The sequence below is a fragment of the Govania unica genome (assembly GCF_027920805.1).
In the GTDB taxonomy this organism is placed as follows: domain Bacteria; phylum Pseudomonadota; class Alphaproteobacteria; order Sphingomonadales; family Govanellaceae; genus Govanella; species Govanella unica.
In genome coordinates this window covers 134755-159815 of sequence record NZ_JANWOI010000002.1, presented here as the reverse complement: position 1 = coordinate 159815, position 25061 = coordinate 134755, and the positions used below count along the sequence as shown (strand labels likewise).

The 25061-nt window shown below is 59.7% G+C and carries 23 protein-coding genes; 13 read left to right on the top strand and 10 right to left on the bottom strand.

Translation table 11 applies throughout. The features are described from left to right. Nucleotides 1-66 precede the first annotated feature (66 nt). The 3 genes from NYP16_RS05635 to NYP16_RS05625 form a co-directional block, all read right to left on the bottom strand. Entirely contained in the window at nt 67-1899 is a 1833-nt protein-coding gene (locus tag NYP16_RS05635; protein WP_274943143.1) for a DUF885 domain-containing protein, read from the bottom strand. A gap of 161 nt (nt 1900-2060) precedes the next feature. Further along, complete coding sequence (locus tag NYP16_RS05630; RefSeq protein WP_274943142.1) at nt 2061-3266, bottom strand: acyl-CoA dehydrogenase family protein; 1206 nt, start codon at nt 3264-3266, stop codon at nt 2061-2063. A gap of 410 nt (nt 3267-3676) precedes the next feature. Beyond that, entirely contained in the window at nt 3677-5782 is a 2106-nt protein-coding gene (locus NYP16_RS05625) for a 3-hydroxyacyl-CoA dehydrogenase NAD-binding domain-containing protein (RefSeq protein WP_274943141.1), read from the bottom strand. A gap of 216 nt (nt 5783-5998) precedes the next feature. On the opposite strand from NYP16_RS05625, the gene NYP16_RS05620 reads away from it, so the two are divergent. The 4 genes from NYP16_RS05620 to NYP16_RS05605 are packed head-to-tail and all read left to right on the top strand — an operon-like array spanning nt 5999 to nt 9548. After that, nucleotides 5999-7150 (top strand): ABC transporter permease, encoded by a 1152-nt coding sequence (locus tag NYP16_RS05620; protein ID WP_274943140.1) that lies wholly within the window; start codon nt 5999-6001, stop codon nt 7148-7150. Nucleotides 7151-7155: 5 nt separating this feature from the next. Beyond that, a complete protein-coding gene (locus NYP16_RS05615; RefSeq protein WP_274943139.1) occupies nt 7156-7953 on the top strand; it encodes an ABC transporter ATP-binding protein in 798 nt (265 codons plus the stop codon). A 6-nt stretch (nt 7954-7959) separates the two neighbouring features. After that, nucleotides 7960-8904, top strand: coding sequence for an MlaD family protein (locus NYP16_RS05610; protein ID WP_274943138.1), 945 nt, complete (start codon nt 7960-7962; stop codon nt 8902-8904). Continuing rightward, the gene (locus tag NYP16_RS05605; protein WP_274943137.1) at nt 8901-9548 is read left to right on the top strand and encodes an ABC-type transport auxiliary lipoprotein family protein; all 648 of its coding nucleotides are present in this window, start codon (nt 8901-8903) and stop codon (nt 9546-9548) included. The genes NYP16_RS05610 and NYP16_RS05605 overlap by 4 nt, the downstream gene beginning before the upstream one ends. 39 nt (nt 9549-9587) lie before the next feature. Here NYP16_RS05605 and NYP16_RS05600 read toward each other — a convergent pair whose 3' ends face one another. Together NYP16_RS05600 and NYP16_RS05595 are read right to left on the bottom strand one after the other, a co-directional pair. Further along, entirely contained in the window at nt 9588-9782 is a 195-nt protein-coding gene (locus tag NYP16_RS05600; protein ID WP_274943136.1) for a hypothetical protein, read from the bottom strand. 227 nt (nt 9783-10009) lie between these two features. Further along, entirely contained in the window at nt 10010-10471 is a 462-nt protein-coding gene (locus NYP16_RS05595; RefSeq protein ID WP_274943135.1) for a MarR family winged helix-turn-helix transcriptional regulator, read from the bottom strand. Between the two features lie 210 nt (nt 10472-10681). Here NYP16_RS05595 and hppD point away from each other — a divergent pair, with 210 nt between their 5' ends. The 5 genes from hppD to NYP16_RS05570 all read left to right on the top strand — a co-directional run bounded on the left by hppD (nt 10682) and on the right by NYP16_RS05570 (nt 15601). Beyond that, the gene (gene hppD, locus NYP16_RS05590; RefSeq protein ID WP_274943134.1) at nt 10682-11761 is read left to right on the top strand and encodes a 4-hydroxyphenylpyruvate dioxygenase; all 1080 of its coding nucleotides are present in this window, start codon (nt 10682-10684) and stop codon (nt 11759-11761) included. Between the two features lie 23 nt (nt 11762-11784). Further along, a complete protein-coding gene (locus tag NYP16_RS05585) occupies nt 11785-12909 on the top strand; it encodes a homogentisate 1,2-dioxygenase (RefSeq protein WP_274943133.1) in 1125 nt (374 codons plus the stop codon). A gap of 135 nt (nt 12910-13044) precedes the next feature. Next, nucleotides 13045-14034, top strand: coding sequence for a fumarylacetoacetate hydrolase family protein (locus tag NYP16_RS05580; RefSeq protein WP_274943132.1), 990 nt, complete (start codon nt 13045-13047; stop codon nt 14032-14034). Nucleotides 14035-14193: 159 nt separating this feature from the next. Continuing rightward, complete coding sequence (gene hisC, locus NYP16_RS05575; protein WP_274943131.1) at nt 14194-15279, top strand: histidinol-phosphate transaminase; 1086 nt, start codon at nt 14194-14196, stop codon at nt 15277-15279. Between the two features lie 4 nt (nt 15280-15283). Next, a complete protein-coding gene (locus tag NYP16_RS05570) occupies nt 15284-15601 on the top strand; it encodes a DUF4286 family protein (protein ID WP_274943130.1) in 318 nt (105 codons plus the stop codon). Nucleotides 15602-15727: 126 nt separating this feature from the next. Here the strand turns inward: NYP16_RS05570 and NYP16_RS05565 are convergent, their stop codons facing one another. The 5 genes from NYP16_RS05565 to paaN form a co-directional block, all read right to left on the bottom strand. Further along, nucleotides 15728-16360 (bottom strand): MarC family protein, encoded by a 633-nt coding sequence (locus NYP16_RS05565; RefSeq protein WP_274943129.1) that lies wholly within the window; start codon nt 16358-16360, stop codon nt 15728-15730. A 12-nt stretch (nt 16361-16372) separates the two neighbouring features. Beyond that, complete coding sequence (locus NYP16_RS05560) at nt 16373-17053, bottom strand: NnrU family protein (RefSeq protein WP_274943128.1); 681 nt, start codon at nt 17051-17053, stop codon at nt 16373-16375. 57 nt (nt 17054-17110) lie between these two features. Beyond that, entirely contained in the window at nt 17111-17530 is a 420-nt protein-coding gene (locus NYP16_RS05555) for a lipocalin-like domain-containing protein (RefSeq protein WP_274943127.1), read from the bottom strand. Between the two features lie 4 nt (nt 17531-17534). Continuing rightward, nucleotides 17535-19037 carry a 3-hydroxyacyl-CoA dehydrogenase gene (locus NYP16_RS05550; RefSeq protein WP_274943126.1) on the bottom strand — a complete coding sequence of 501 codons (1503 nt, stop codon included), beginning with the start codon at nt 19035-19037 and terminating at the stop codon, nt 17535-17537. Between the two features lie 207 nt (nt 19038-19244). Continuing rightward, complete coding sequence (gene paaN, locus NYP16_RS05545) at nt 19245-20909, bottom strand: phenylacetic acid degradation protein PaaN (RefSeq protein WP_274943125.1); 1665 nt, start codon at nt 20907-20909, stop codon at nt 19245-19247. Nucleotides 20910-21108: 199 nt separating this feature from the next. Here paaN and paaG point away from each other — a divergent pair, with 199 nt between their 5' ends. The 4 genes from paaG to paaK all read left to right on the top strand — a co-directional run bounded on the left by paaG (nt 21109) and on the right by paaK (nt 24957). Next, nucleotides 21109-21909 carry a 2-(1,2-epoxy-1,2-dihydrophenyl)acetyl-CoA isomerase PaaG gene (gene paaG / locus NYP16_RS05540; RefSeq protein WP_274943124.1) on the top strand — a complete coding sequence of 267 codons (801 nt, stop codon included), beginning with the start codon at nt 21109-21111 and terminating at the stop codon, nt 21907-21909. 2 nt (nt 21910-21911) lie between these two features. Continuing rightward, entirely contained in the window at nt 21912-22331 is a 420-nt protein-coding gene (gene paaI, locus NYP16_RS05535) for a hydroxyphenylacetyl-CoA thioesterase PaaI (RefSeq protein ID WP_274943123.1), read from the top strand. A gap of 3 nt (nt 22332-22334) precedes the next feature. Continuing rightward, entirely contained in the window at nt 22335-23537 is a 1203-nt protein-coding gene (pcaF, locus tag NYP16_RS05530) for a 3-oxoadipyl-CoA thiolase (protein WP_274943122.1), read from the top strand. A 115-nt stretch (nt 23538-23652) separates the two neighbouring features. Beyond that, on the top strand, nt 23653-24957 hold the full coding sequence (gene paaK / locus NYP16_RS05525) for a phenylacetate--CoA ligase PaaK (RefSeq protein ID WP_274943121.1): 1305 nt from the start codon (nt 23653-23655) through the stop codon (nt 24955-24957). Nucleotides 24958-25061: the final 104 nt, after the last annotated feature.

Here is a 25061-nt window from a genome sequence, read left to right as displayed (position 1 = left end):
CATGCCACCCCTGTGGCGGCATGACTGGAGATATAACAAGCAATTGTTACAAAATTAGGACGCCTCTTATTTACCGGCGGCCACCTGATCGGCCCAGCGCCGCACGTCTTCCTCCATGATCGACAGCGGCACCGCCCCGCTTTTCAACACCGCATCATGGAAGCCGCGAATATCGAACTTGTCGCCAAGTTTAGACTTCGCCGCATCACGCGCTTCAAGAATTTTACTCATGCCGATCTTATAGGCGGTCGCCTGTCCCGGCATGACGATATAGCGCTCAATTTCGCGAATATTGTCGCCATGAGGGTTCGGCGTGAAGTCGTCCATATATTTGATGGCCTGTTCACGGGTCCATTTCTTATCATGAATACCGGTATCGACCACAAGCCGCGCCGCCCGCCAAAGCTCTGCCGACAGACGCCCGAAATCGCTATAGGGATCCGCATAGCCGCCCATTTCCTTGGCAAGCTTTTCAGCATATAGGCCCCAGCCTTCGATATAGGCGGTGAAATTCGCGATCTTGCGGAATTCCGGAATGCCCTGCAGTTCCTGATTGATGGCGATCTGCATGTGATGACCGGGAAGCGCTTCATGATAGGTGATGGCGGCCATGGCATATTTGGGCAACTGCTTCATGTCATAGGTATTGACATAGTAATAGCCCGGCCGCGTGCCATCGAGGCTCGGCTGCTGATAAAAGGCCGCCGCAGCACCCTTGGCGCGGAACGGTTCGACCTGACGCAGTTCCACCTTGGCCTTTGGCAGGGTTGCGAAATACTCCGGCAGTTTCTTTTCCATGGCATCGAGCAGAACCTGATTGTCGGCCAGATATTGCTTCTGCCCGGCGTCGGTCTGCGGATAATACTGCTTGGGATCGTTCTGAAGATGCTTGAAGAATTCCGCCAGACTACCCTTGAAACCGACCTGATCCTTGATCGCCGTCATCTCGCCCCGGATGCGCGCGACTTCGCTTAAACCGAACTGATGAATCTGCTCCGGCGTCATGTCGGTGGTGGTCATGGTGCGCAGGCGATATTTGTAATAATCCTGACCATCCGGCAATTTCCACACGCCATCGTCACGGGTCGCCTTGGGCTCAAGCGCCGTCAAGGTAGCGATCAGATGATCGAAGGCCGGCTTGACGCTGTCCTTCAAGGCCGCCGTGGCATCGGCCACGAGCTTGTCCTTATCCGCCTGTGGCAGATCGAGCTTGGCGAGCTTGCCCTTGAAATCGGCCAGCAGCGTGCTGTCCTTACCCGAGGCATCGAACGGCGCGCCCTTGATAATCATGCCCGCGTTTTCAATCACGATCGGAAAGACGAACTTCGGCGGCAACACACCCTTGTCGGCGCGCAGCTTCATGCCGTCATCGATCTGCCCGAGGAACGGCACGAATGCCTTCAGGCGAGCCACATAGCCCTCGGCATCGGCTTTATTGTCAATTGTATGAGCCGTGATCATGAAGGCGGGCAGATCGCTTTGCCAGCCGAACATCTGATTATAGGGGTAATCATGATGACGCCAGCGATCGCCCTCGATCTTGTCCTTCTGATCCTGCTCATAGACGGCATAGCTGATGCGCGCCTGTTCATCGAGCTTGGCCGGATCGAAATCCTTCAGACGTTCAAGATCGGCCTTGGCGATGACGATATCCTCGTCGAACCGCGCCTCGCTCATATCATCGAGTTTGTTATAATCGGTTTTCATGCCGAGATAGGTTTGCAGCATCGGGCTGCGCTTCAGGTCCCGCTTGAAAGCCTCATCGAAAAACGCATTGAGACGGGCGCTTTCGGATTGTTGTGCGGGGGCTTGCTGACTGGTCGGCTGCTCATTGCTTTTGGGTTTATCACAGGCCGACAAAGCCAGAACCGTCATCAGTGCCGAGAGGGAAACTGCCATTCCCGACCATTTGCGCATGTGGTTCATCCCGAACTCCATCATCTGTTGCATCATGATCCAACCGGCCGCCTCGGCAACCGAAGAGAGCACTATAAAGAAAATCGCCGGTCCCCGCGAGGGGCCCGGCGTGAAATCTTGGGAGATCCAGCTTATTCCTTGATTTATTTGTACTTTCCAAGCTCCGCCCGGGCAATGGATTCGCGATGCACCTCATCCGGTCCATCGGCGAAGCGCAGGGTGCGAGCGTCGGCATACATGCGGGCCAGCGGGAAATCCTGGCTGATCCCGGCCGCGCCATGGGCCTGAATGGCGCGATCAATGACCGTAAGCGCCAGATTGGGCGCCACCACCTTGATCATGGCGATCTCGCTTTTCGCCACCTTGTTGCCTACGGTATCCATCATATAAGCCGCCCGCAGTGTGAGCAGCCGCGCCTGATCGATCTCGATACGCGAATTGGCGATATCCGCGCGAATGGTGCCGAAATCCGCAAGCTTGCGCCCGAAGGCCTCCCGGCTTTGCACCCGCTTGCACATATATTCAAGCGCCCGCTCCGCCTGACCCACAAGACGCATGCAATGATGAATGCGGCCCGGCCCGAGGCGACCCTGCGCGATCTCGAACCCGCGCCCTTCCCCAAGCAGAATATTGCTCGCCGGAACGCGTACATCCACAAACTCAAGCTCGGCATGGCCATGCGGCGCGTCGTCCGCTCCAAACACCGTCATTTCCCGCACAAAGCGCACGCCCGGCGTATCGCGCGGCACGAGGATCATGGATTGCTGGCTGTGTTTCGGGGCCGAGGGGTCGGTCTTGCCCATGAGAATGAAAATCTTGCAGCGTTTATCCGGCGCGCCGGTGATCCACCATTTGCGGCCATTGATCACATAATCATCGCCGTCACGACGGATTTCACACTGGATATTGGTCGCGTCCGACGACGCCACCTGCGGCTCGGTCATGGCAAAGGCGGAGCGGATTTTCCCGTCAAGCAGCGGTGCAAGCCATTGCTGTTTCTGCTCCGCACTCGCATAGCGCACGAGGGTTTCCATATTGCCGGTGTCGGGCGCATTGCAGTTGAACACCTCAGGCGCCCAATAAACCCGCCCCATGATCTCGCAAAGATGCGCATATTCAAGATTGGTCAGCCCCGGCCCATACGCGCTTTCCGGCAGAAACAAATTCCACAGCCCGGCAGCCCGCGCCTTGACCTTCAGATCCTCAAGCAGCTGCGGCGTCTCCCACCGGTCCGCAAGCTGATCATGGGCCGTCTTCAGGGCCTTTTCATTCGGATAGATATGCGCGTCCATAAAGGCGAGCAATTTGGCGCGCAAATCCTGCACACGTGGCGACAGATCGAAATACATGCGAGCCTCTCCCGAAAATATTTTCAAACGTTCGTTTTAATTTAGGGCAAAATGAAGGATCCGTCAATCCCGCACCGAATATGCTGGCGAGCATGGATTGCCGGGTCAAGCCCGGCAATGACAGATTGGGTCAGGGTTATGAAATCGCCCGTGCCGAGACGTCTCACCGTCATTGCGAGGCGCAGCCGACGCAATCCAGTCCCTCCGCCCAAAGGCCTGGATCGCCACGCCGCTTGCGCGGCTCGCGATGACGAATATGCGATTCATTGCCGGGACCACAGCAAGACGGACAAATATTATCCTTGCCCCGTCCTGTCATTGCCGGGCGTGAGCACCGGCAATCCATGTCACAGCCTGCTCGGCCCATGGATGCCCGGGTCAAGCCCGGGCATGACAATCATATTTCAGCCCTACATCACCTCGCGCCAGTCGGCGAAGCTTTTGCCTGCCGCTGCTAGCTTTTCCAAAAGCGGTGCGTGGGGCCAATATTCCTCGCCGTACTGAGCCCGGAATTCAGCAATCTTCGCCGCCACTTTATCCAGCCCCACGATATCCGCATAGATCATGGGTCCGCCGCGATAGACCGGGAAGCCATAGCCATTCAACCAGACCTGATCGATATCACCCGGGCGATAGGCGATGCCTTCTGCCAACAGGCGGGCGCCTTCATTGATCAAGGCATAGACGCAGCGCTCGACGATCTCCGCATCCGTAAAACTCCGCTGCGCAATACCGAGCCGAGCGGCTTCGCTTTGGACCAGCGTCTCGATGACGGGATCAGGGTGCGGCGTGCGGCTGCCGGGGGTATATGTATAAATCCCGGCCTGGGTCTTCTGACCATAGCGGCCAAGTTTGTATACCGCGTCGCCGATGGCGTAATAATTCGGGTTGGTCGGGAGTTTATCGCGATGCGATTCCCGCACCAGATGATTCACATCCAGCCCCGCGAGGTCATACATGGCAAACGGCCCCATGGCGAAGCCGAAGTCATAAAGCGCCTTGTCGACCTGGCTCGGGGTCGCCCCTTCAAGGGCCACAAGCTCGGCCTCGCGGCCATAGGGTTCGAGCATACGGTTGCCGATGAAGCCATAACAAACGCCGGACACCACCCCGACCTTGCCGATGGTTTTCGCCACCTGCAACGCCGTCACCAGCGCGTCATCCTTGGTGTTTGCTCCGCGTACAATTTCCAGCAAGCGCATGACATTGGCTGGCGAAAAGAAATGCAGCCCGATCACATCGCCCGGACGGCTGGTGGCGGCGGCAATCTCATCCACATCAAGGGTCGAGGTGTTCGATGCCAGCACCGCGCCCGGCTTCGCAATGGCATCAAGCTCGGCGAAAATGCTTTTCTTCAGCTCCATATTTTCAAACACCGCCTCGATAATGAGATCGGCATCCTTCAGGGCTGATTTTTCAAGCGCGCCGGTCAACAGCGCCATGCGCTTAGCCACGTCCTCGGGCTTAATACGTCCCTTGGCTGCTGTAGCCTCGTAATTTTTGCGGATGGTGGCAATGCCGCGATCAAGCGCCTCGGCCTTTACCTCCACCAGCGTCACCGGAATCCCGGCATTGAGAAAATTCATGGCGATGCCGCCGCCCATGGTGCCCGCACCGAGCACGCCGACACTGGCCACCGGTCGCGCCTTGACCTCCTTGCCAAGACCCGGGATCTGCGCCGCCTCGCGTTCAGCAAAGAACGCATAACGCTGCGCCCGCGATTGCGTGGAGGCCATGCAATCCTCAAACAGCTCGCGCTCCCGCAGCAACCCTTGAGCGAACGGCAGCGTCACCGCCGCTTCCACCGCGTCGACGCATTTCTGCGGTGCGAGGAAACCGCGTTTTTCCTTGGCGAGCCGTGCCCGCGCGGCGTCGAAAAACCCATCCGGCAAACTGGCGGCATCGATCTGAAGGTCGCTGACCCGGCGCAAGGGGGCGCCTTCCGCCACCAGGCGGTTCACATAATCAAGGGCCGCAGGCAGCAGCTCCCCGTCCACGATCACATCAATGGCGCCCATGGCCTTGGCCTGAGCGGCACCGATCGGGCGGCCGCTGGTGATCATCTCCAGCGCCTTTTCAACCCCGGCAATGCGTGGCAGACGCTGAGTGCCACCAGCGCCAGGCAGGATGCCGAGATTGACCTCAGGCAGCCCGACCTTGGCAGAAGGCAGCGCACAGCGGTAATGGCTCGCCAGCGCGGTTTCGAACCCGCCGCCTAAAGCCGTGCCATGGATGGCCGAGACAATCAGCTTACCACTCGCGGTCATGGCCTCATGCACATCGCGCAGGGAGGGCGCCACCTGCGGCTTGCCGAATTCGCGGATATCAGCCCCGGCGAAGAACGTCCGCCCGGCACAGATAATCAGGATGGCCCGGACCTCGGGATCTTCATTGGCTTGTGCAATACCTGTCACGAGCCCGTCCCGAACGGCATGACCCAGGGCATTCACCGGCGGATTGTCCGCGGTCAGAATGGCGATTGCCCCCTCTTTGCGATAACTCACGGCGCTGGTCATGACCTCTCCTGTTGATACATTCAAACGATCGTTCGGATTGTTAACTGTTAGCGCGATTGTCCCGTCCCGGCAACCGGAAAGGCCCGCGAAGGATGCGCAAAAAAGCAAGATTAGCCTACCGGGTTTTCAAGGGGAGGCTTTTCTCGTGACGAAACCCATATGCTTCAAGTATCCTGCCTTTCAGGCCAAACTGTTAAAAACAAAGGACAGACAAGAGTGTCGGGCACCGAACCAACACCCAAAAGTGACCCGGCGTTCGAAAGCGCTGCAAATGGACAGACCACGGTTTTCCATTTCTCCGGCTCCTGGACCGTTCTCAAAATCGGAAGTCTTTACGCCCCCCTGACCGAGGTTGCCGCAAACAGCAATGGGCCGGTCAGCCTTGATCTCGCGAATATTGCAAGCCTTGATACCGCCGGAGCCTGGCTTATCTATCGCCTGACGCGCGACCTCAAGGCCCGCAACATCGACGTGACCGTGACCGCCGCGCAGGCCGGCCACCAATCCCTCATTGATGAAGTGGGCAAGAACGACCACCCCTGCCGGGTCGAGCCGGAACAGCGCCGGGTCGCAAAGGGCTTGCTTGAGGACGTTGGGCGCGGCACCGTTGAATCCCTCAAGGCCGGGCGCAGTCTGGTCTGGTTCGTCGGCATGGTCACGGTCTCCCTGTTCGGGCTGATCAAATCGCCGTCGCGGATGCGCTGGACCTCGCTGGTGTTTCATATGGAGGAAATCGGCGTCCGCGCCATGCCCATCGTCGGGCTGATGAGCTTCCTGATCGGCGTCGTCATCGCCCAGCAGGGGGAATTCCAGCTGAGCCAATTCGGGGCCAGCGTGCTGGTGATCAATCTGCTTGGCATCTCGATCGTGCGTGAAATCGCCATTCTGATCACCGCCATCATGGTCGCCGGACGGTCGGGCAGCGCCTTCACCGCCGAAATCGGTACGATGGAGTTGAATGAGGAGGTGGACGCCATGCGCACCTTCGGCATTTCCCCCATCGAAACGCTGGCCATTCCGCGCATTCTCGCCATCATTCTGATGATGCCGCTGCTGACCTTCTATTCCGATATCATTGCTCTTGTGGGCGGCGGCATATTCTGTTGGCTCTCGCTCAATATCGAGCCGCAGGTTTTCGTTCAGCGCCTGCATGCTTCACTCGATTTCAACAATTTCATGGTCGGTATGATCAAAGCGCCGTTCTTTGCCGCCGTCATCGGCGTGACCGGCTGTTACGAAGGCTTGATGACACGAGGCGGGGCCGAGGCCGTCGGCCGTCAAACCACGCGCTCGGTGGTCGAGGCGATCTTTCTTGTCATTGTCCTTGATGCCGCTTTCGCGGTGTTTTTCTCCGCCATCGGGATGTGAGGACCATGACCGCCACACTCAACAGCGAAACAGACGACATCATCATCTCCGTGCGCGGGTTGCAGACCCGCTTCGGCCGCAGCGTCATTCATGACAACCTCGATCTTGACGTCAGGCGCGGCGAAATCATCGGCATTGTTGGCGGCTCAGGGGCGGGGAAATCGGTCCTGTTGCGCGCGATCATCGGCCTTGTGCAGCCTACGGCTGGCGAGATCAATGTACTCGGCGAAAATGTCGCCAGGCTTGATGGTGACAATCTCAAAAATTTCTCCACCAATTGGGGCGTGCTGTTTCAGCGCGGCGCTTTGTTCAGTTCGCTGACCGTCGCCCAGAATGTCGAAGTGCCGCTACGCGAACATACCGATATGCCCAAAGCATTGATGGATGAAATCTCGTCCTATAAAATCAGCATGTCCGGATTGTCCCCCGACGCCGGGGATAAATTCCCGCGGGAGCTTTCGGGCGGCATGGTCAAGCGCGCCTCCCTCGCCCGGGCGCTGGCCCTCGATCCTGAAATCTTGTTTCTGGATGAGCCGACAGCCGGGCTCGACCCCATAGGCGCCAGCGAATTTGACAGCCTCATCGCCCGGTTGCATGACGCCCTTGGGCTGACCGTGTTCATGGTGACCCATGATCTCGACACATTGGCGACGGTTTGTGACAGAATAGCCGTTCTGGCGGAAAAGCGGGTTATTGTGGTTGGTACGATGGACGACATGCTGGCATTCGATCACCCCTGGGTGAAGGAATATTTCCATGGCCCACGTGCCCGGTCAGCTGGTTTTGCGGCAAAGAAGGACTGACGAACGATGGAAACCCGTGCGAATTACGCCCTGATCGGCAGCATTGTGCTGGCATTGGTGGTCGCCATATTCGGCTTCATCATCTGGGTCAGCAAGCTTGAACTCGACAAGGATTACGCCGTTTACGATATTCTTTTTGAAAGCTCGGTCGCTGGGCTGACCGAAGGCGCGCCGGTGCGTTACAAGGGCATTTCCATCGGCCAGGTGCGCAAGCTCGCCATCGACAGCAAGAACCCAAGCTTCATCCGCGCGACCATCAAAGTGCGCAGCGATGCGCCGATTTTCGAAGACACCACAGCAAGTCTCGACAGTCAGGGCTTTACCGGCGTCGCCTCTATCCTGCTGGATACCGGACCGGGGGCAAACAAACCTTTGCGCATCCGCCCCGGGGAAGAGTACCCGGTCATCCAGGTCAAGCCGTCTCAAATGCAGGAACTGTTCTCAAGCGTGCCGCAGGTGATGGCGCAAGCCTCCCAGACCATTGCCGAACTTCATAAACTGCTCGGCGATGAAAACCGCGCCCTGATCACCAGCATTCTGAAGAATGTGGACAAGGTTTCGGGCGATATCGCGCATACGACGCCTGATCTGCATAAAAGCCTCGACAATTTCAACAGCATGTCAGCGGAAATCAAGGAAACGGCGGCGGCTTATCGGCAACTCGCCTCAACCCTCGATCAGTCGGTCACCACCGACCTCAAGCCCGCTTTGGCCGATGTGCATAAAACCACACAAGCCCTCAACAGCATGGCCGCGGACCTTGAAGGCATGGTCGCCGACAGTCGCGGCCCCATCACCGCCTTCACCAACAACACCCTGCCCGAAGCGGCGGAATTCATTTCCGAAGCTCGCCGACTTGCCGCCACGCTCTCCCGCGTTGCCGAGCGCCTCGAACGCGATCCCGGGGAGTTTCTGTCCCAGGGCAAGCAGCCGGAGTATAAAACGAAATGACCCCCATGACCCGGATCGCAACAGGCGGGCTATGCGCCGCCATTCTTGTTGTCATCAGCGGCTGCGGCCCGCTCATCTCCGTCGGCGGCGACAAGAACCCGCCGATCATCTACACCCTGTCGCCTGCCGAGCCAGTTGGCAGCCTTGACCGACCGCCGCTCCCGGTCACCCTGGTGGTGAGCGAACCTTCGGCCTCAGACGCACTCGACAGCCGCCGCCTCGCGCTGATGCCCAGCGAGCTTCAAATCCAATATTATGCCGGTGCCCGCTGGAGCGATCGCGCCCCGGCCCTTATCCAGAACCTGCTGGTGTCCGCCTTTACCGGCATTGTCGCCAATGTGACCGCCAATTCCATGCCGGTGACGCCGGATTATCGCCTGACCTCGCGGCTGGTGTCGTTTGAGACGCATTACCCGACGGCGAACAAACCGGTAGCCGTGGTGGCGCTCGACCTGCAACTGTTCTCCGCCCGCCCCCTCGCCCTCGTCGCCACCACCCGCATCACAAATGAACAAACCGCCAGCGCCGACAAAACCGACGCCGTAGCCCGGGCATTCAACAACGCGAGCCAGGTAACCGCACAGGCCGCTGTCACCTGGGCCTATGACGAAATGGCCAAACAGGCGACACAGGGGGAAAAGTGATCGCCGGTCAAATCGGCTGAGCAGTAACATTCCGTATCATTACCGGGCTTGCCCCCGGTAATCCATGGGGCAACCCGACTGAGCCACGGCCAGATAGATTGCCGGGTCAAGCCCGGCAATGACAGAATAAAGCCAGGACGGGTCAAGCCGGGCAGTGACAGAGTTGAGTATGAACTGGATCAGCCCGACAGTGCCAAACAGAGCATGAGCCCGCACCATAACATTCAGTGTCATTACCGGGCTTGACCCGGTAATCCATGGGGCAACCTGACTGAGCTGCGGCTCCAAGGGACGGCTGTCATCGCGAGCCGCGTAAGCGGCGTGGCGATCCAGACTTCATCTTGGGGGGCCGGTCTGGATTGCTTCGGCTATGCCTCGCAATGACACTCATAGCTTCCGTCATCCCGAGCGCAGCGACAGGATCCAGCGCGGTGCTTCAGCCCGTCAAACCAAGCACCCACCTACTCCTTAACCGCCAGCGCCGTGGCTTTTTCGGTCAGGGACGTCACCACCCGATCCAGGGCCGCGCGGTCATCCGCGCCAAGCGACTCGATCAGCCGCCGCTCGTAATCGAGCGCGAGGGGCACCACCGCGTCATAGACCGTCCAGCCTTCCGCCGACAGACGCAGCACCGAGCGGCGGCGGTCGTCATCGGCGAAGCTGCGTTCAAGCCGTCCGTCGGCCAACAATTGCGAGACGGCGCGGCTTACCGCCACCTTGTCCATGGCCCCGCGTTCCGCCACCTCAACCGCCGATATACCCGGAAACCGGCCGAGGATCGCCATCACCCGCCAGGCCGGAATGCCAAGTTTGTAACGGTCGCTATAGATACCGGCGATGGCGTTCGACATCAGGTTTGATACCACCGACAGCCGATAGGGCAGGAAATGCTCAAGCGATAAAATCTCGCGAGTTTCGGTCAAACAAAGTCTCCATGGTAACTCAAATGGGGGCTTGCAGTTAGTTACAGAAGAAACTAACATAATTTCAAATGAAACAAATCACCTGAAAACTATACCGAAGCCTCGGCCCTGCCACCAGAAATCTTCTGTCGCCTAACCCGTCGACATAAACTTCTGCCATCCAGAGCGCGGCAGCGTTACAGTTCCAAAGCGGACAGAAAGGCACAAGCGATGAGCGATCTTTTTGAAAACCCCATGGGCACGGATGGCTTCGAATTCGTGGAGTTCGCCGCCCCCGATCCGGCTGACCTTGATAAGGCATTTCGCGCTCTGGGCTTTATCCCAGTGGCCCGGCATCGCTCCAAAGACGTGACGCTCTATCGTCAGGGTGACATCAATTTCGTCGTCAACAACGAACGCAAAAGCCCGGCGGGTTATTTCGCTGAAGAACATGGCCCCTCCGCCTGCGGCATGGCCTTCCGCGTGCGCGACTCCCATCACGCCTATAGCCGGGCGCTTGAGCTTGGCGCGCAGCCGATCGACGTGCCGACCGGACCGATGGAACTGAAGCTCCCGGCCATCAAGGGCATTGGCGGCGCGCTCCTGTACCTCATCGACCGCTATAAGGACGGCTCCAGCATCTATGACATCGACTTCGAATTCTTCCCCGGCGTGGAGCGTCATCCGGTTGGCTGCGGGCTTACGGTCATCGACCACCTGACCCATAACGTCTATCGCGGCCGCATGACCTTCTGGACCAATTATTACGAGAAGCTCTTCAACTTCCGCGAAATCCGCTATTTCGATATCAAGGGCGAATATACCGGCCTGACCTCGCGCGCGCTGACTGCCCCTGACGGCAAGATCCGCATTCCGTTGAACGAGGAAGCCTCGAACACCACCGGCCAGATCGAAGAATATCTGATGCGCTATAATGGCGAAGGCATTCAGCATATCGCCCTGTCCACCGACGATATTTTCGCAACCTGGGATAAATTGAAGGCGCTCGGCACCCCGTTCATGAACCCGCCGCCGGACACCTATTACGAAATGCTTGAAGAACGTCTGCCCGGCCATGGCGAGAATGTTGCCGAAATGCAGAAGCGCGGGCTGTTGCTCGACGGCTCGACCGAGGGAGGCGAAAAGCGCCTGCTGTTGCAGATCTTTTCCGAAACCGTGCTCGGCCCGATCTTTTTCGAGATCATCCAGCGCAAGGCCGACGAAGGCTTTGGCGAAGGCAATTTCCGTGCGCTCTTTCAGTCCATCGAACGCGATCAGGTCCGGCGCGGCGTGTTGAAAACTGACGCATAATCCATAGGTAGCGAGGCGTTCCGATGAAAAACTGGATTTCATTCCCGAAGATCGAAGGCATCACCAGCCGTCAGGCCCATGCCGATTTTCCCGAAGGCAGCTTTGAACGCGAAATGGGCAAGGAGGGGTTTTTCGGCCCCGCCACTCATCTCTATCACAAGCACCCGCCGACCGGCTGGACCGAGTTCAGCGGCCCGCTGCAACCACGCGCGTTCGACACCAACAGCTGGACCGACTGGGGCAACAGCCCGTGGGATGCGAAGACCTTGCTCCAGAACGCGCAATGCAAAATCCGCTTCTGGCAACTTGACAGTGCCATGGATCACCTGGTGCGCAACAGCGACGGCGACGAACTGTTGTTCGTCCATAACGGCGCCGGGGAGCTTTATTGCGACTTCGGCCGCCTCACCTATCGCGACGGCGATTACGTCGTTCTGCCGCGCGGCACCATGTGGCGGCTCGCACCAAGCGAGCCCACCGAGCTCATGCTGATCGAGGCGACCGACAGCAGCTATAAACTACCGGACAAGGGCCTGGTCGGGCCCCACGCCATTTTCGATCCGGCCATGCTCGACACCCCGGTCATGGATGACGCCTTCCGCGCCCAGCAGACCGAAACACCCTGGACCGTGGTGGTCAAACGCCGCAACCAGTTGTCGCGCATCAGCTACCCGTTCAACCCGCTCGACGCGCTTGGCTGGAAGGGCGACCTTGTGACCGTGCGCATCAACTGGCGCGACATTCGCCCGCTTATGAGCCATCGCTATCACCTGCCGCCGTCGGCACACACGACCTTTGTCGCCGATGGCTTCGTGGTCTGCACCTTTTGTCCGCGTCCGATCGAATCCGATCCCGGCGCACTTAAAGTGCCGTTCTTCCACAACAACGACGATTATGACGAATTCATTTTCTATCACCGGGGCGAGTTCTTCAGCCGCGACAATATTCATCCCGGCATGACGACCTTCCACCCCTGCGGCTTCACCCACGGCCCGCACCCGAAGGCCTTCGCCAAGGGCCAGACCCATGCGCGCAAGGAAACCGACGAAGTCGCCGTCATGGTCGACGCCCGCCACGCCCTTGACGTCGCGCCCGAGGCCGACGCCATCGAATGGAAGAATTACGTCAATTCCTGGAAAGCCAGCTAGAGCATAAGCAAAAACTATCTGTCATTCCCGCGAAAGCGGGAATCCACCGCGCCACCTGATAAAAGATGGATCCCCGCTTTCGCGGGGATGACAGTTAAAGTCAGAGACAGCTTAAAGTCAGCGTAAGGACAAATAATGAAACTTGCATCCCTCAAAAGCGGCCGTGACGGACAGCTTGTGGTCGTCTCAAAAGACCTGACCCGCGCGAGCCTTGTGGCCGAGATCGCCCCGACCCTGCAAGCGGCGCTCGACAGCTGGGCCGACAGCGCGCCGAAACTTCAGGCCGCGTCCGATGCCCTTGAGGCCGAAACCCGCGACGGCTTCGCCTTTGACCAGACCGCCGTCGCCTCCCCCCTGCCGCGTGCCTATCAGTGGGTCGATGGCAGCGCCTATCTTTATCATGTGGAGCTGGTGCGCAAAGCCCGTGGCGCAGAAATGCCGCCAAGCTTTTTGCATGATCCGCTGATGTATCAGGGCGGCTCCGACAGCTTCCTCGGCCCCCGGGACGACATCGCACTCGCGAGCGAAGATTATGGCATTGATCTTGAGGCCGAAGTCTCGGTCATCACCGACGACGTGCCCATGGGCGTGACGCCCGCCGCCGCCGCCAAACATATCAAGCTCGTGATGCTCGTAAACGACGTGTCCCTGCGCAATCTCATTCCGGCAGAACTCGCAAAGGGCTTCGGCTTTTTCCATGCGAAGCCCTCAAGTGCCTTTTCGCCCGTGGCCGTGACCCCGGACGAACTCGGCGAGGCCTGGCAGGATTCAAAGCTCCATCTGTCGCTTCATGCCAAAATCAATGGCAAATGGCTCGGTTCCCCGAACGCGGGTGAAGATATGAATTTCTCGCTGGCGGAACTTGTGGCCCATGCGGCGAAAACCCGGCCGCTTGTGGCTGGCACCATTGTCGGCTCGGGCACGGTGTCGAACCGCAAAGCCGGTACGGGCTCCTGCTGCCTGGCCGAGGTGCGCACTATCGAGACCATCGAAACCGGCAGCCCGAAAACCCCCTTCCTCAAATTCGGCGACCGGGTCAGCATTGAAATGCTGGACACAAACGGCGAGACCATCTTTGGAACGATTGACCAGAAAGTCGTGTCCTATAGGGCCCCACAGGAATAACCTTTCGCCGATGGTCCCATATCTGCACGGTTCGTGCTTTTTCCCAGGCCATCGGGGAAGGACCGTGCAGATTTCACGAATTAATGCCATCCTGAGCCAAAGCGACGGCCTGCGCCTCGCTGTTTCCGGACTGAGTCACAGACCTTAAAAGGATTTCTCATGAACGCGCCATTCCCCCGTCCCGGTCTTCTCGACATCGCCGCTTATCAGCCTGGCGAATCGACCATTCCCGGCAAGGACCGCGTCATCAAGATTGCCTCGAACGAAAGCCCGCTCGGGGCGAGCCCTAAGGTCTCTGAGGCCGTGAAAGGCGGGCTCAACAAGCTGCATCTTTACCCCGAGGGCCCGGCGACCCAGTTGCGTCAGGCGCTCGCCACCGCATACGGGATCGAGGCCGAGCGCATTCAATGCAGCAACGGGTCCGAGGAAATGTTGCATATGCTGGCGCGCAGCTATGCCGGACCGGGCGATGAAGTGATCTATAGCCAATATGGCTTTCTCGCCTATCCGATCGCCATCCAGATCGCGGGCGCGACCGCCGTGGTGGTGCCGGAAAAGAATTTACATGCGGACATCGATGCCATTCTGGCCGCGGTGACGCCCAAAACCAAAATTGTCTTCCTCGCCAATCCGAACAATCCGACGGGCACCTATCTGCCGGACGCGGAAATCCGCCGTCTGCATGCCGGGCTGCCGAAAGGCGTGTTGCTCGCACTTGATGAAGCTTATGCGGAATATGCCACCGCGCCCGATTACACCTCGGGTCTCGAACTTGCACGCAGCGCCGACAATGTGGTGGTGTCGCGGACGTTTTCGAAAATCTATGGCCTCGCCGCCGTACGCGTCGGCTGGAGCTATTGCCCGCAGAATGTGATCGACGTTCTGATCCGCGTGCGTTGCAGCTTCAATGTGAATGCGCTCGCCCAGATCGCCGCCTGCGCCGCCCTGGCCGACAATGCCCATACCGAAGCCGCCCGCGCGCATAATACCCTGTGGCTGCCCAAGGTCTCCGCCGCACTCGCCGCCATCGGCATTCCCGTGGTACCGAGCCAGGGCAATTTCATCCTGGCCGAATTCAAGGATGCCGCCGACGCCCGCGCGGCCGACGCCCATCTGCGCTCGGACGGAATCATCATCCGCCCGGTGGCCGGTTATGGACTGCCGGGCTATCTCCGTATTACCATCGGCACGGCCGAGGAAAACGAGGCCCTCATCAGCAGTCTCACCGCCTATAAGAAAGCCTGATTTCATGTTCGGAAACGCCGTCTATGCCATTCTTGTCTGGCTTCCCGCCGCTATCGAAGACAGCTATATCGGCTGGCTCGAAGGCGGGCATCTGGCCGAGGTGGTGAAGACGGCCGGTTTCCTGAACGTGCGCCGCATAGCCTTCGATCAAACCGACAGCGACAACCGCCGCGCCCATCTGATCATCTACGAAGCACCCTCGAAAGAGGTCGTGGACGCCTATATCAACAACCCCGCACGTACCGCCTATATCAAGGACGGCCAACGCTTCGAAGGCGTCCGCGCTGAACGGTTCGGCGGTCAGGTCGCCTATACCAGCTGATAAAAAGTCTCTGTCATTACCGGGCTTGACCCGGTAATCCATCTGGCCGGAGCCCAGCCAGTTGCACCATGGATACGCGGGTCAAACCCGCGTATGACAGGTTAAAGTATGAGACCGTCATCTCCGCTAATTGATCAGCGCGCCCTTCACGCCGTCGATGATGAACTGCACCGCGAGCGCAGCCAAAATCACCCCGAGAAGCCGCGTGATGACCGAGGTCACAGTCTCCCCCAACAGCTCCATCACCCGGCCCGACACGCGATAAAACAGATAAGTTCCAAACATCACAATCAGCAGCGCCGCAACCACCACCAGTTGCGCGCTCAGATTGCCTTGATGCGACGACGACAACAGGATCGTGGTTGTGATCGCGCCAGGCCCCGCCATCAGCGGAAAGGCGAGCGGCACGACCGAGATGTCCTCATGCGCCGGATGATCATGGCTCGCCTCTTCCGCGGTTTTCTTGCGGTGTTTGGCGCTGAATTCGAAAATCATCTCAAGCGCCGTCGCGAACAGCAACACGCCGCCGGCAATGCGAAAGGCCGGAATGGTGATGCCGAACAGCCTCAGCACCATGTCACCAAAAAAGAATGCCAGCACCAGCACGATGGTGGCCACCACTGTGCTGCGGAGCGCCATGCTGCGCTGATAGGCTTCCCCGCCATGCTTGGTCATCACCGCGAAAATCGGCATCAGGCCGATCGGATCGAGAATGACAAACAGCGTGACCAAAGCCGGAATGAAGATATCGAGCAGCATGAAGTGCCTCTCTCAAGGTAAGGGCGTCACGCCAAACAAACGGGCATGCACGGACAGCATCGCGACAAACAAAACAACCGACAGCAGCAGACGCCACCAACCGATTTCAGAAAACGACATATGATTACGCCCGGCCAGAATCGCGGCGAAGGGCAAGTTCGACGTCACATCGGCAAATTTATGCCAGTCCTCCCCAAAAGTCCGACGCTTTTTACGATCCACCAACAGCGTACCGCCAAACGACAGCAAAGCGAGACTGCCGAAAAAAATCACCGACGCCGGATCGCCGTTATTCAAAAGATGAACCAGCGCCCACAGGCCCACGCCCCATAAGAATGGATGCCGCGTTATGCGCAAAATTCCTCGCGCGGGTTCGGGCGCGGCCATCGCCTTTTCAAATCCGGCAGTCGTCGGATTGGGGACGCTCAAACCGCACAGCACCAGAAAAAACGCGATCACCATGACAGCCAGCGCAAGCAGACGGGCCCAGAGACCGAAGCTCCAGAAAGATTCCAGAACCGGGGCCCGATTATAGGCCTGCACCATCCAGAAAATGGCCCCGATCGACAAAATCGAGAACAGCCCACGGAACCCGTTTTCGCCCAGAACACGCACCATCCGGGCCCGAAGCCCCGTGGAGCTCGCCACATGAATGCCAAGAAACAGCAGAGAAGCCACAGCAAGTTCGAGCATAGGACTCTCCCATATCATCTCAAACGGCAGCGTTCGTCATCACAGTAGAAAGAATAGTTATGTCTGCGCCCGCCGCCATTCCAGAACATGGAGCAAATGGCGGCCATCACGCGGGCTCACATCCTCGCCGCTCAGGGTCAGGTGATTGCCCGACAACTGCACCTTCCGTGCGAGCTTGCGGCCGACCAATGCCGGATCAACAGCGTAATCGACCTCATGGGTGACCACATTGTCGGCAAAGCTCCAGCGGCCGGTGTAATGCATGTAGTTCCTGAGAATACGCCGGGCGTCTTCGGCGTTCATGGGCACGGCACGGCCGGGGCGCGCGATGGACGCCGTCATATAGCCGTCGGCCGCATAATGAATGCGGCCGCGCGCGTCTTCGCCTAAAGGATAGACAGCCTCCCCGGTCTCCGGCGTGCGGACGATCCAGGATCGAAGCTCCCAGGCTCCAAGAAGATCATCCGCAGTCGTCATCGGTTTATCCCTCAGCTGTCATCAAGGAAACGCCCAACATTGCCCGGCGCTTAAGCCAGGGGCTAGAACGGTAACGCGGATCCCCGTAGAACGCAAACATGGCATCAAGGATGCGCTGCACCGTCGCCGCCCCAAGATGATCGCCGAACTCAAGCGGCCCTTTCGGGTAGCCCAACCCAAGCTTGACCGCCGTTTCGATATCGGCGGGCGTGGCGATGCGCTGCTGCGCGATGTCGCTCGCTATATTCACAATCATGGCGACGATGCGCTGGGCGATGAAGCCCGGGCTGTCGTGAATGACCGTGACTGCCACCCCGTCCGACGCCAGAAGCGCATGGGCCTGATCGCGCAGCGCCGGATCGGTGACCGGTGTGGTCATCAGGGTGCGGCGGGTCGCAAGTCCAAACAGCGCGTCGACCGCCACCACACGGGTGGCATCAAGGCCAAGCTCGGCCGCGCTGGTGGTCGCGTCCTGACCGACCGGCGTGACAAAGGCGATGGCCGTAGCCGACGGCTTCGCACCGCTTTCAACGGTCACGCCAGCCTTCGCCGCCAACTCACCAAGAAGCACACGGAATTTTTCATCGGCCCCTTCGGCCCAAACGGTTTTCGGCAATTCAGTCGGCACCGGACGCGGCGCCGGGCGTTGCTGTTCGCCGTTCTCATATACATAGAACCCGCGTTTGGTCTTGCGGCCATACAACCCGGCTGCCATCTGGTTCGCGGCCAAGGCGCTCGGACGGTATTTCGGATCGTCATAGAACTGGCGATAAACGCTTTCCATCACCGTCTGCGACACATCGAGCCCGGTCAGATCCATCAGCTCGAACGGCCCCATGCGGAAGCCCGCGCCTTCACGCATGACATCGTCAATGTCATGGGTGGCGGCGATGCCTTCGCCCAAGATTCGCAAACCCTCGGTGCCGAACGCGCGCCCGGCGTGATTGACGATGAAGCCCGGCGTGTCCGCTGTCACCACCGGCTTGTGCCCGACGGCTTTCGACAGTGTCACCAGACGGTCAACCACCCAATCCTCGGTCAGCGTGGCCTTGACCACCTCGACGACCTTCATCAGCGGCACGGGATTGAAGAAATGATATCCGGCAATACGCCCCGGCAGCTTCGCGCCCGCCGCGATGGAGGTCACCGACAGAGACGAGGTGTTCGAAGCCAGGATGCAATCGGCGCTCACGATCCCCTCAAGTTCAGCAAACACCTGACGCTTGATATCGAGCCGCTCGATGATGGCCTCGACCACCAGCGTGCAATCCTTGAACGCGGCGACACCCTGAGCCACGGTGATGTTTTTGATCGCCGCGTCCGCCGCCTCCGCCGTCATGCGGCCTTTGTCAGCCGCGCGTTTCAACAGATCGGAAATGAAGCCGAGCGCGTCTTCCGCCGCTTTCGGGTTGGCGTCGGCGATGATCACCGGATAACCCGCCGCCGCTGCAATCTGGGCAATGCCCCGGCCCATGGCCCCTGCCCCAAGGATTCCGATCCGCTCCATGCCTGGTCTCCGATTATTTGAAGCTTAAAACAATTGACCCGTTATAGCGTTTCCCACCGGGTCTGAAAAGAGTCATCCCCGCGAATGCGGGGATGACGATGTTCATGGAAGCAACCCTTGAGGTGGTCACCACTGGATTGCTTCGGCTTTGCCTCGCAATGACAGCGTATAACGTCATTGCGAGCCTTTAGGCGAAGCAATCCAGCCTTAGGCTGCCGTGTGACGACGGCTCTGCACAATCCGGAATCGGTTCGCCACAAAGGCCGCGTCAGCCAGACAGGCATTCGCCGCCGGATTCGCACCCGTAGCGTGATAGTCGCTGAACGCCGCAGTCTGGTTCACGAACACCCCGCCATGGAGATTGACTGACAGCGCCACGCCAGCTTCGACCATGGCGTCTTCCATGGCGTCGACGATGGTTTCATCGGTGGCATAGATGCCGCTCGTGATCGCGCCCTTGGTCTTCACAAGGTTTTTGACGATGGCGATGCTTTCAGCCGTGTTTTCGGTGGCGATCAGGAAATAGATCGGCCCGAACAACTCATGGCCCCACAGGTCGCTCTGTTTCGAGGTCGCCTTCATGATGAGCGGCGTACGGATAACGGCATCCGGCGCGCTCGCAGGGGTCAGGGTCTGTGACGCCAGCACGACGGGCGCAAGCCCGGCCGCCTGATCGATCCGCGCCACCGTGTCCGGGGTCTGGATGCCACCCAGCAAATGCATGGCCTTGTCGGCGTCACCAGTCATCTTGGCCACCGCATCCGCCAGCGCCTGAGCCACTTCGTCAAACGACTTGCGCTCGCCGGCGACGAGAATTCCGTCCTTCGGCACGAAGAAATTCTGCGGCGTGGTGCACATCTGACCAGAATAAAGGCAAATGGTCATGGTCAGGTTGCGAATCATCCCGGCGAAATCGTCGGTGCTGTCGATGACCACGCAATTGACCCCGGCCTTTTCGGTGTAAACCAGCGCCTGCCGGGCGTTCTGTTCAAGCCAGTCACCGAACTGGGTCGAGCCGGTAAAATCAATGACCTTGACCTCCGGATGAAGAGCCAGATCCTTGGTCACCGGAGCGTCGGCGCTATCAGCCACAAGCGTCACGATATTCGGATCGAACCCAGCCTCACGCAGCACATCGCGGGCGATTTCGACCGAGATGGCGGCGGGCAGGATCGAACGCGGATGCGGCTTCACAATCACCGGATTGCCGGTGGCAAGGCTCGCGAACAGGCCGGGATAGGTGTTCCAGGTCGGGAACGTCCCACAACCGATCACCAGCGCAATGCCGCGCCCGGTCACATGGAAGGTCTTGTCCATCTTCAGCGGATCGAACTTGCCCTGCGGCTTTTCCCAATAGGCCTGACCCGGCGTGCGGGCCATTTCCATATAGGCATAGGTCACGGCCTCAAGACCACGATCCTGGGCATGCGGGCCACCGGCCTGAAACGCCATCATGAAGCCCTGCCCGCTGGTGTTCGACACCGCATGGGCGATTTCATAGCTGCGTTTGTTCAACCGATCGAGAATTTCAAGACAAACGCCGACCCGGCCTTCGACTCCGGCCTTGCGCCATTCGGGAATGGTTTTTTCAACGGCGGCGATCAGCTGGTCGACATTGGTTTTCGGATACTGAACCCCAAGATCAAAGCCCCAGGGTGAGCGCTCGGCCCCGACCCAGCCTTCTTCACCTGGCTGATTCAATTCGAACTTCTTATTCAGGCGGGCTTTGAAGGCGGCGTCGCCTTCGGGCGCGGCCGTTTCGGGGTAGCTTTTCGCGTTTTCGTTATAGGGGGTCCAATAACCGCGGGTCTTGGCAGCCTCGACGGCGCGCTCTAGCGTGGCCTTGTGGCGCTCAAAGAAGTTATTAGTCATACCTCTGCTGCTCCCATGCTGGAAAAGTATAATATTGTGATCCTAAAGGCAGACCTCAAGCCCGGCGTTACCTTAGGAATGTCAGGAAGAATATGGGCTTCCGATGTGGCTCGATATTTTGATACTCTTTTTTGACAATACTGTCCATCTGTGTAACATAACATGACATAGCGAAGCGTGATGGAGGGTGAGACCAAGCATGTCCAGCGGCGATTTTACGGCGATCCAGCTAGAGATCAGCGAAGGCGTTGCCGTGCTGACCCTCAACCGGCCCGACAGCCTCAATAGTTTCACTGTCGTGATGCATGGGGAAGTTAAAACTGCTCTCGACCGTGTCGAAAATGACCCGAGCGTGCGCGTTCTGGTGCTCACCGGCGCCGGCCGTGGCTTCTGCGCCGGCCAGGATCTGAGCGACCGGGCGGTCAAGCCGGGCGCTAATGCCGTCGACCTCGGTCATTCGGTTGAAACCTATTACAATCCGCTGGTCGTCCGGCTGCGCAACCTCGCCATGCCGGTGCTCTGCGCCGTCAATGGCGTCGCCGCCGGTGCCGGGGCCAATATCGCCCTGGCCTGCGATATCGTCCTAGCCGCCAAATCGGCGAATTTCATCCAGCCCTTCTGCAATATCGGCCTGGTGCCGGATTCGGGCGGCACTTACGCCCTGCCGCGCATGCTCGGCCTGCCGCGCGCCATGGGGCTTGCCCTCCTGGGTGACAAACTCCCGGCTGAGAAGGCCGCCGACTGGGGTCTCATCTGGGCTGCGGTCGAGGATGCGGAGCTGCAAACCACCGTCATGGCCATGGCCCGCAAGCTTGCGGTCGCGCCGACCAAGGGCCTTGCCGCCATCAAAAAGGCCTTCCATGCTTCGCTCGACAACAGCTTTACCGACCAATTGACGATGGAACGCGATCTTCAGCGCGACCTCGGCAACAGCGCAGATTATAAGGAGGGCGTCGCCGCCTTCCTCGAAAAGCGCAAGCCAGTGTTCAAGGGACGCTAAGCATGCCCGAACTCGCCAGAAAAGTCGCCGCCGCCATGTTTGAACGCGATGTCGCCGCCCAGCATCTCGGCGTCGAGATCAAGGCTGTCGGCGTCGGCACCGCGACCCTCACCATGACCGTCGCGCCCCATATGCTGAATGGCCATGCGAGCTGCCACGGCGGGTTCATTTTCGCGCTTGCCGACACGGCCTTTGCCTATGCCTGCAACTCGCGCAATGACGCCACAGTGGCGGCGGGCTGCAACATCGAATATCTTGCCCCCGGACGGCAGGGCGACCTCCTGACCGCCACCGCCACTGAGACTGCCCGCGCCGGGCGTCAGGGCGTTTATGACATACTGGTCACGAACCAGGACGGCGTTGCCATCGCGACCTTTCGCGGCCGGTCGGCATCGCTCAGAAAACCCGTGATTGAGGACTGATCCATGGCTGACGCCTTTCTCTGCGACGCAACCCGTACTCCCATCGGCCGCTATGCTGGCGCGCTGTCGAGCGTGCGGACGGACGATCTCGCCGCCTATCCGCTGAAAGAACTGCTCGCCCGCAACAAGATCGACCCGGCCCTGATCGACGATGTGATCTATGGCTGCGCCAATCAGGCTGGCGAAGACAACCGCAACGTAGCCCGCATGGCCGTGCTGTTGGCCGGTCTGCCGGTCACAGTGCCGGGCACCACCGTCAACCGCCTGTGCGGGTCGGGCATGGATGCGATCGGTATGGCCGCGCGCGCCATCAAGGCTGGCGAAGCCAATCTGATGATCGCGGGCGGCGTCGAAAGCATGAGCCGCGCCCCTTTCGTCATGGGCAAGGCCACCAGCGCCTTTTCCCGCGACGCCCAGGTTTATGACACCACCATCGGCTGGCGCTTTGTCAACAAGCTGCTTGAAAAGCAATATGGCATTGATTCGATGCCGGAAACGGCCGAGAACGTTGCCGCCGATTATCAGGTCTCCCGCGCCGATCAGGACGCCTTCGCCGTCCGCAGTCAGGACCGCGCCGTAGCCGCACAGCTGCGCGGCCGCTTTGATCGCGAGATCACGCCCGTCGTGATCCCGCAACGCAAGGGCGACCCCATCATCGTCGCCAAGGACGAACACCCGCGTGCTGGCACGACGATCGAGGCACTGGCCAAGCTCGGTACCCCCTTCCGCGTCGGCGGATCGGTCACGGCGGGCAATGCGTCCGGCGTCAATGATGGCGCCATCGCTACCATTCTCGCCTCCGAAGCTGGCGCCAAGGCCAATGGCTTGACCCCCATCGCCCGCATCGTCGGCATGGCCACCGCCGGCGTCGAGCCACGCGTCATGGGCATCGGCCCGGTCCCGGCCACGCAAAAGGTTCTGGCCCAGACCGGACTCAGCCTCGCCCAGATGGATGTGATCGAACTGAACGAAGCCTTTGCTGCCCAGGGACTTGCGGTTCTGCGCACGCTCGGCCTGCCGGATGACGCTGACTTCATCAACCCGAACGGCGGGGCCATCGCGCTCGGTCATCCGCTTGGCATGAGCGGGGCCCGCATCGTTGCCTCGGCCGCCTATGAATTGCAGGAACGCAAAGGCCGTTATGCCCTCTGCACCATGTGCATCGGCGTCGGTCAGGGCATCGCCATGATCATCGAACGCGTGTGACAAATACGGGGGCGCTTCGGTGCCCCCGGTTTATTCTTTATGTGACGACGAGGGTCAAAAGGCCCCGCAACAATAAACAGGCCCCCCAACCACCACACAAAGGCTTGGGAAAACAATGACCACCACGACATTGACTGCGCTTGACCCCATCGAAACCGCGAGCCGTGACGAGCTCACCGCTTTGCAGCTCAAAAGACTGCAATGGTCGCTGCAACACGCCTATGACAATGTGCCCCACTACAAAGCGGCGTTCGACGCCATCGGGGCTCATCCGGGCGATGTCACATCTTTAAGCGATCTCGCGCGCTTTCCCTTCACCACGAAGGAGGTGCTCCGGCAGAACTACCCCTACGGAATGTTCGCCGTGCCGATGGACGACATTGTCCGCATTCATGCCTCCTCCGGCACCACCGGGCGTCCGACTGTTGTCGGCTATACCGCCGGTGATATCGACATCTGGGCTCAGATGGTGGCGCGCTCCATCCGCGCGGCGGGCGGCAGCAAGCACGACATCATTCACGTGGGCTATGGCTATGGCCTGTTCACGGGCGGGCTCGGCGCGCATTACGGGGCGGAAAAGCTCGGCGCGGCAGTGATCCCCATGTCCGGCGGCCAGACTGAAAAGCAGGTCCAGCTTATTCAGGACTTCAAGCCCACCATCATCATGTGCACGCCGTCCTATATGCTGCATCTGGCCGATGAATTCCGCCGTCAGGGCATCGACCCCCGCAGCTGTTCGCTCAAGACCGGCATTTTCGGGGCCGAACCCTGGACCGGAGCCATGCGCGCCGAGATCGAGGCCACCTTCGGCATCAACGCCGTCGATATCTATGGCCTGTCTGAAGTCATGGGCCCCGGCGTCGCCAGCGAATGCATTGAAACCAAGGACGGCCCGCATATCTGGGAAGATCATTTCTATCCCGAAATCATCGACCCCGTGACCGGCAACGTGCTGCCCGATGGCGAGCTTGGCGAACTGGTGTTCACGACGCTGACCAAGGTCGGCATGCCCGTTGTGCGCTACCGCACCCGCGACCTGACCCGGTTGCTGCCCGGCACGGCGCGGACCATGCGGCGCATGGACAAGATCGTCGGCCGCTCGGACGACATGATGATCATTCGCGGCGTCAATGTGTTCCCCTCGCAGATCGAGGAACTGATCTTGAAGGATGCGCGGCTGGCCCCGCATTACATGCTTTACCTCGACCGCGACGGCCATATGGATAGCCTCTCGGTGGTGACCGAAGCGCGCCCGGACGCCTGCGACGCAACCGTCCGCAGCCAGTGCGCCAAAAGCCTCCAACAGGCGATCAAGACCTATATCGGCATTTCAACCAAGGTCGACGTCCAGATCACCGGCAGCGTCAGCCGCTCCGAAGGCAAGGCCCAACGCATCGTCGACCGTCGCCGTAAGGACTGAGGGACCGTAGACCTGGATTGCTTCGTCGGCTCCGCCTCCTCGCAATGACGACTTACCAGTCATTGCGAGCCCCGCAAGGGGCGCGGCAATCCAGTCTCTCCGCA

Coding starts and splice junctions, on each gene's coding strand:
- hisC (WP_274943131.1), top strand. CDS start 14,194: ATGAACGCGCCATTCCCCCGTCCCGGTCTTCTCGACATCGCCGCTTAT.
- NYP16_RS05550 (WP_274943126.1), bottom strand. CDS start 19,037: ATGGAGCGGATCGGAATCCTTGGGGCAGGGGCCATGGGCCGGGGCATT.
- hppD (WP_274943134.1), top strand. CDS start 10,682: ATGAGCGATCTTTTTGAAAACCCCATGGGCACGGATGGCTTCGAATTC.
- NYP16_RS05565 (WP_274943129.1), bottom strand. CDS start 16,360: ATGCTGCTCGATATCTTCATTCCGGCTTTGGTCACGCTGTTTGTCATT.
- NYP16_RS05635 (WP_274943143.1), bottom strand. CDS start 1,899: ATGGCAGTTTCCCTCTCGGCACTGATGACGGTTCTGGCTTTGTCGGCC.
- paaK (WP_274943121.1), top strand. CDS start 23,653: ATGACCACCACGACATTGACTGCGCTTGACCCCATCGAAACCGCGAGC.
- NYP16_RS05610 (WP_274943138.1), top strand. CDS start 7,960: ATGGAAACCCGTGCGAATTACGCCCTGATCGGCAGCATTGTGCTGGCA.
- paaN (WP_274943125.1), bottom strand. CDS start 20,909: ATGACTAATAACTTCTTTGAGCGCCACAAGGCCACGCTAGAGCGCGCC.
- pcaF (WP_274943122.1), top strand. CDS start 22,335: ATGGCTGACGCCTTTCTCTGCGACGCAACCCGTACTCCCATCGGCCGC.
- NYP16_RS05580 (WP_274943132.1), top strand. CDS start 13,045: ATGAAACTTGCATCCCTCAAAAGCGGCCGTGACGGACAGCTTGTGGTC.
- NYP16_RS05600 (WP_274943136.1), bottom strand. CDS start 9,782: ATGACACTGAATGTTATGGTGCGGGCTCATGCTCTGTTTGGCACTGTC.
- paaG (WP_274943124.1), top strand. CDS start 21,109: ATGTCCAGCGGCGATTTTACGGCGATCCAGCTAGAGATCAGCGAAGGC.
- NYP16_RS05630 (WP_274943142.1), bottom strand. CDS start 3,266: ATGTATTTCGATCTGTCGCCACGTGTGCAGGATTTGCGCGCCAAATTG.
- NYP16_RS05605 (WP_274943137.1), top strand. CDS start 8,901: ATGACCCCCATGACCCGGATCGCAACAGGCGGGCTATGCGCCGCCATT.
- paaI (WP_274943123.1), top strand. CDS start 21,912: ATGCCCGAACTCGCCAGAAAAGTCGCCGCCGCCATGTTTGAACGCGAT.
- NYP16_RS05560 (WP_274943128.1), bottom strand. CDS start 17,053: ATGCTCGAACTTGCTGTGGCTTCTCTGCTGTTTCTTGGCATTCATGTG.
- NYP16_RS05625 (WP_274943141.1), bottom strand. CDS start 5,782: ATGACCAGCGCCGTGAGTTATCGCAAAGAGGGGGCAATCGCCATTCTG.
- NYP16_RS05615 (WP_274943139.1), top strand. CDS start 7,156: ATGACCGCCACACTCAACAGCGAAACAGACGACATCATCATCTCCGTG.
- NYP16_RS05555 (WP_274943127.1), bottom strand. CDS start 17,530: ATGACGACTGCGGATGATCTTCTTGGAGCCTGGGAGCTTCGATCCTGG.
- NYP16_RS05585 (WP_274943133.1), top strand. CDS start 11,785: ATGAAAAACTGGATTTCATTCCCGAAGATCGAAGGCATCACCAGCCGT.
- NYP16_RS05570 (WP_274943130.1), top strand. CDS start 15,284: ATGTTCGGAAACGCCGTCTATGCCATTCTTGTCTGGCTTCCCGCCGCT.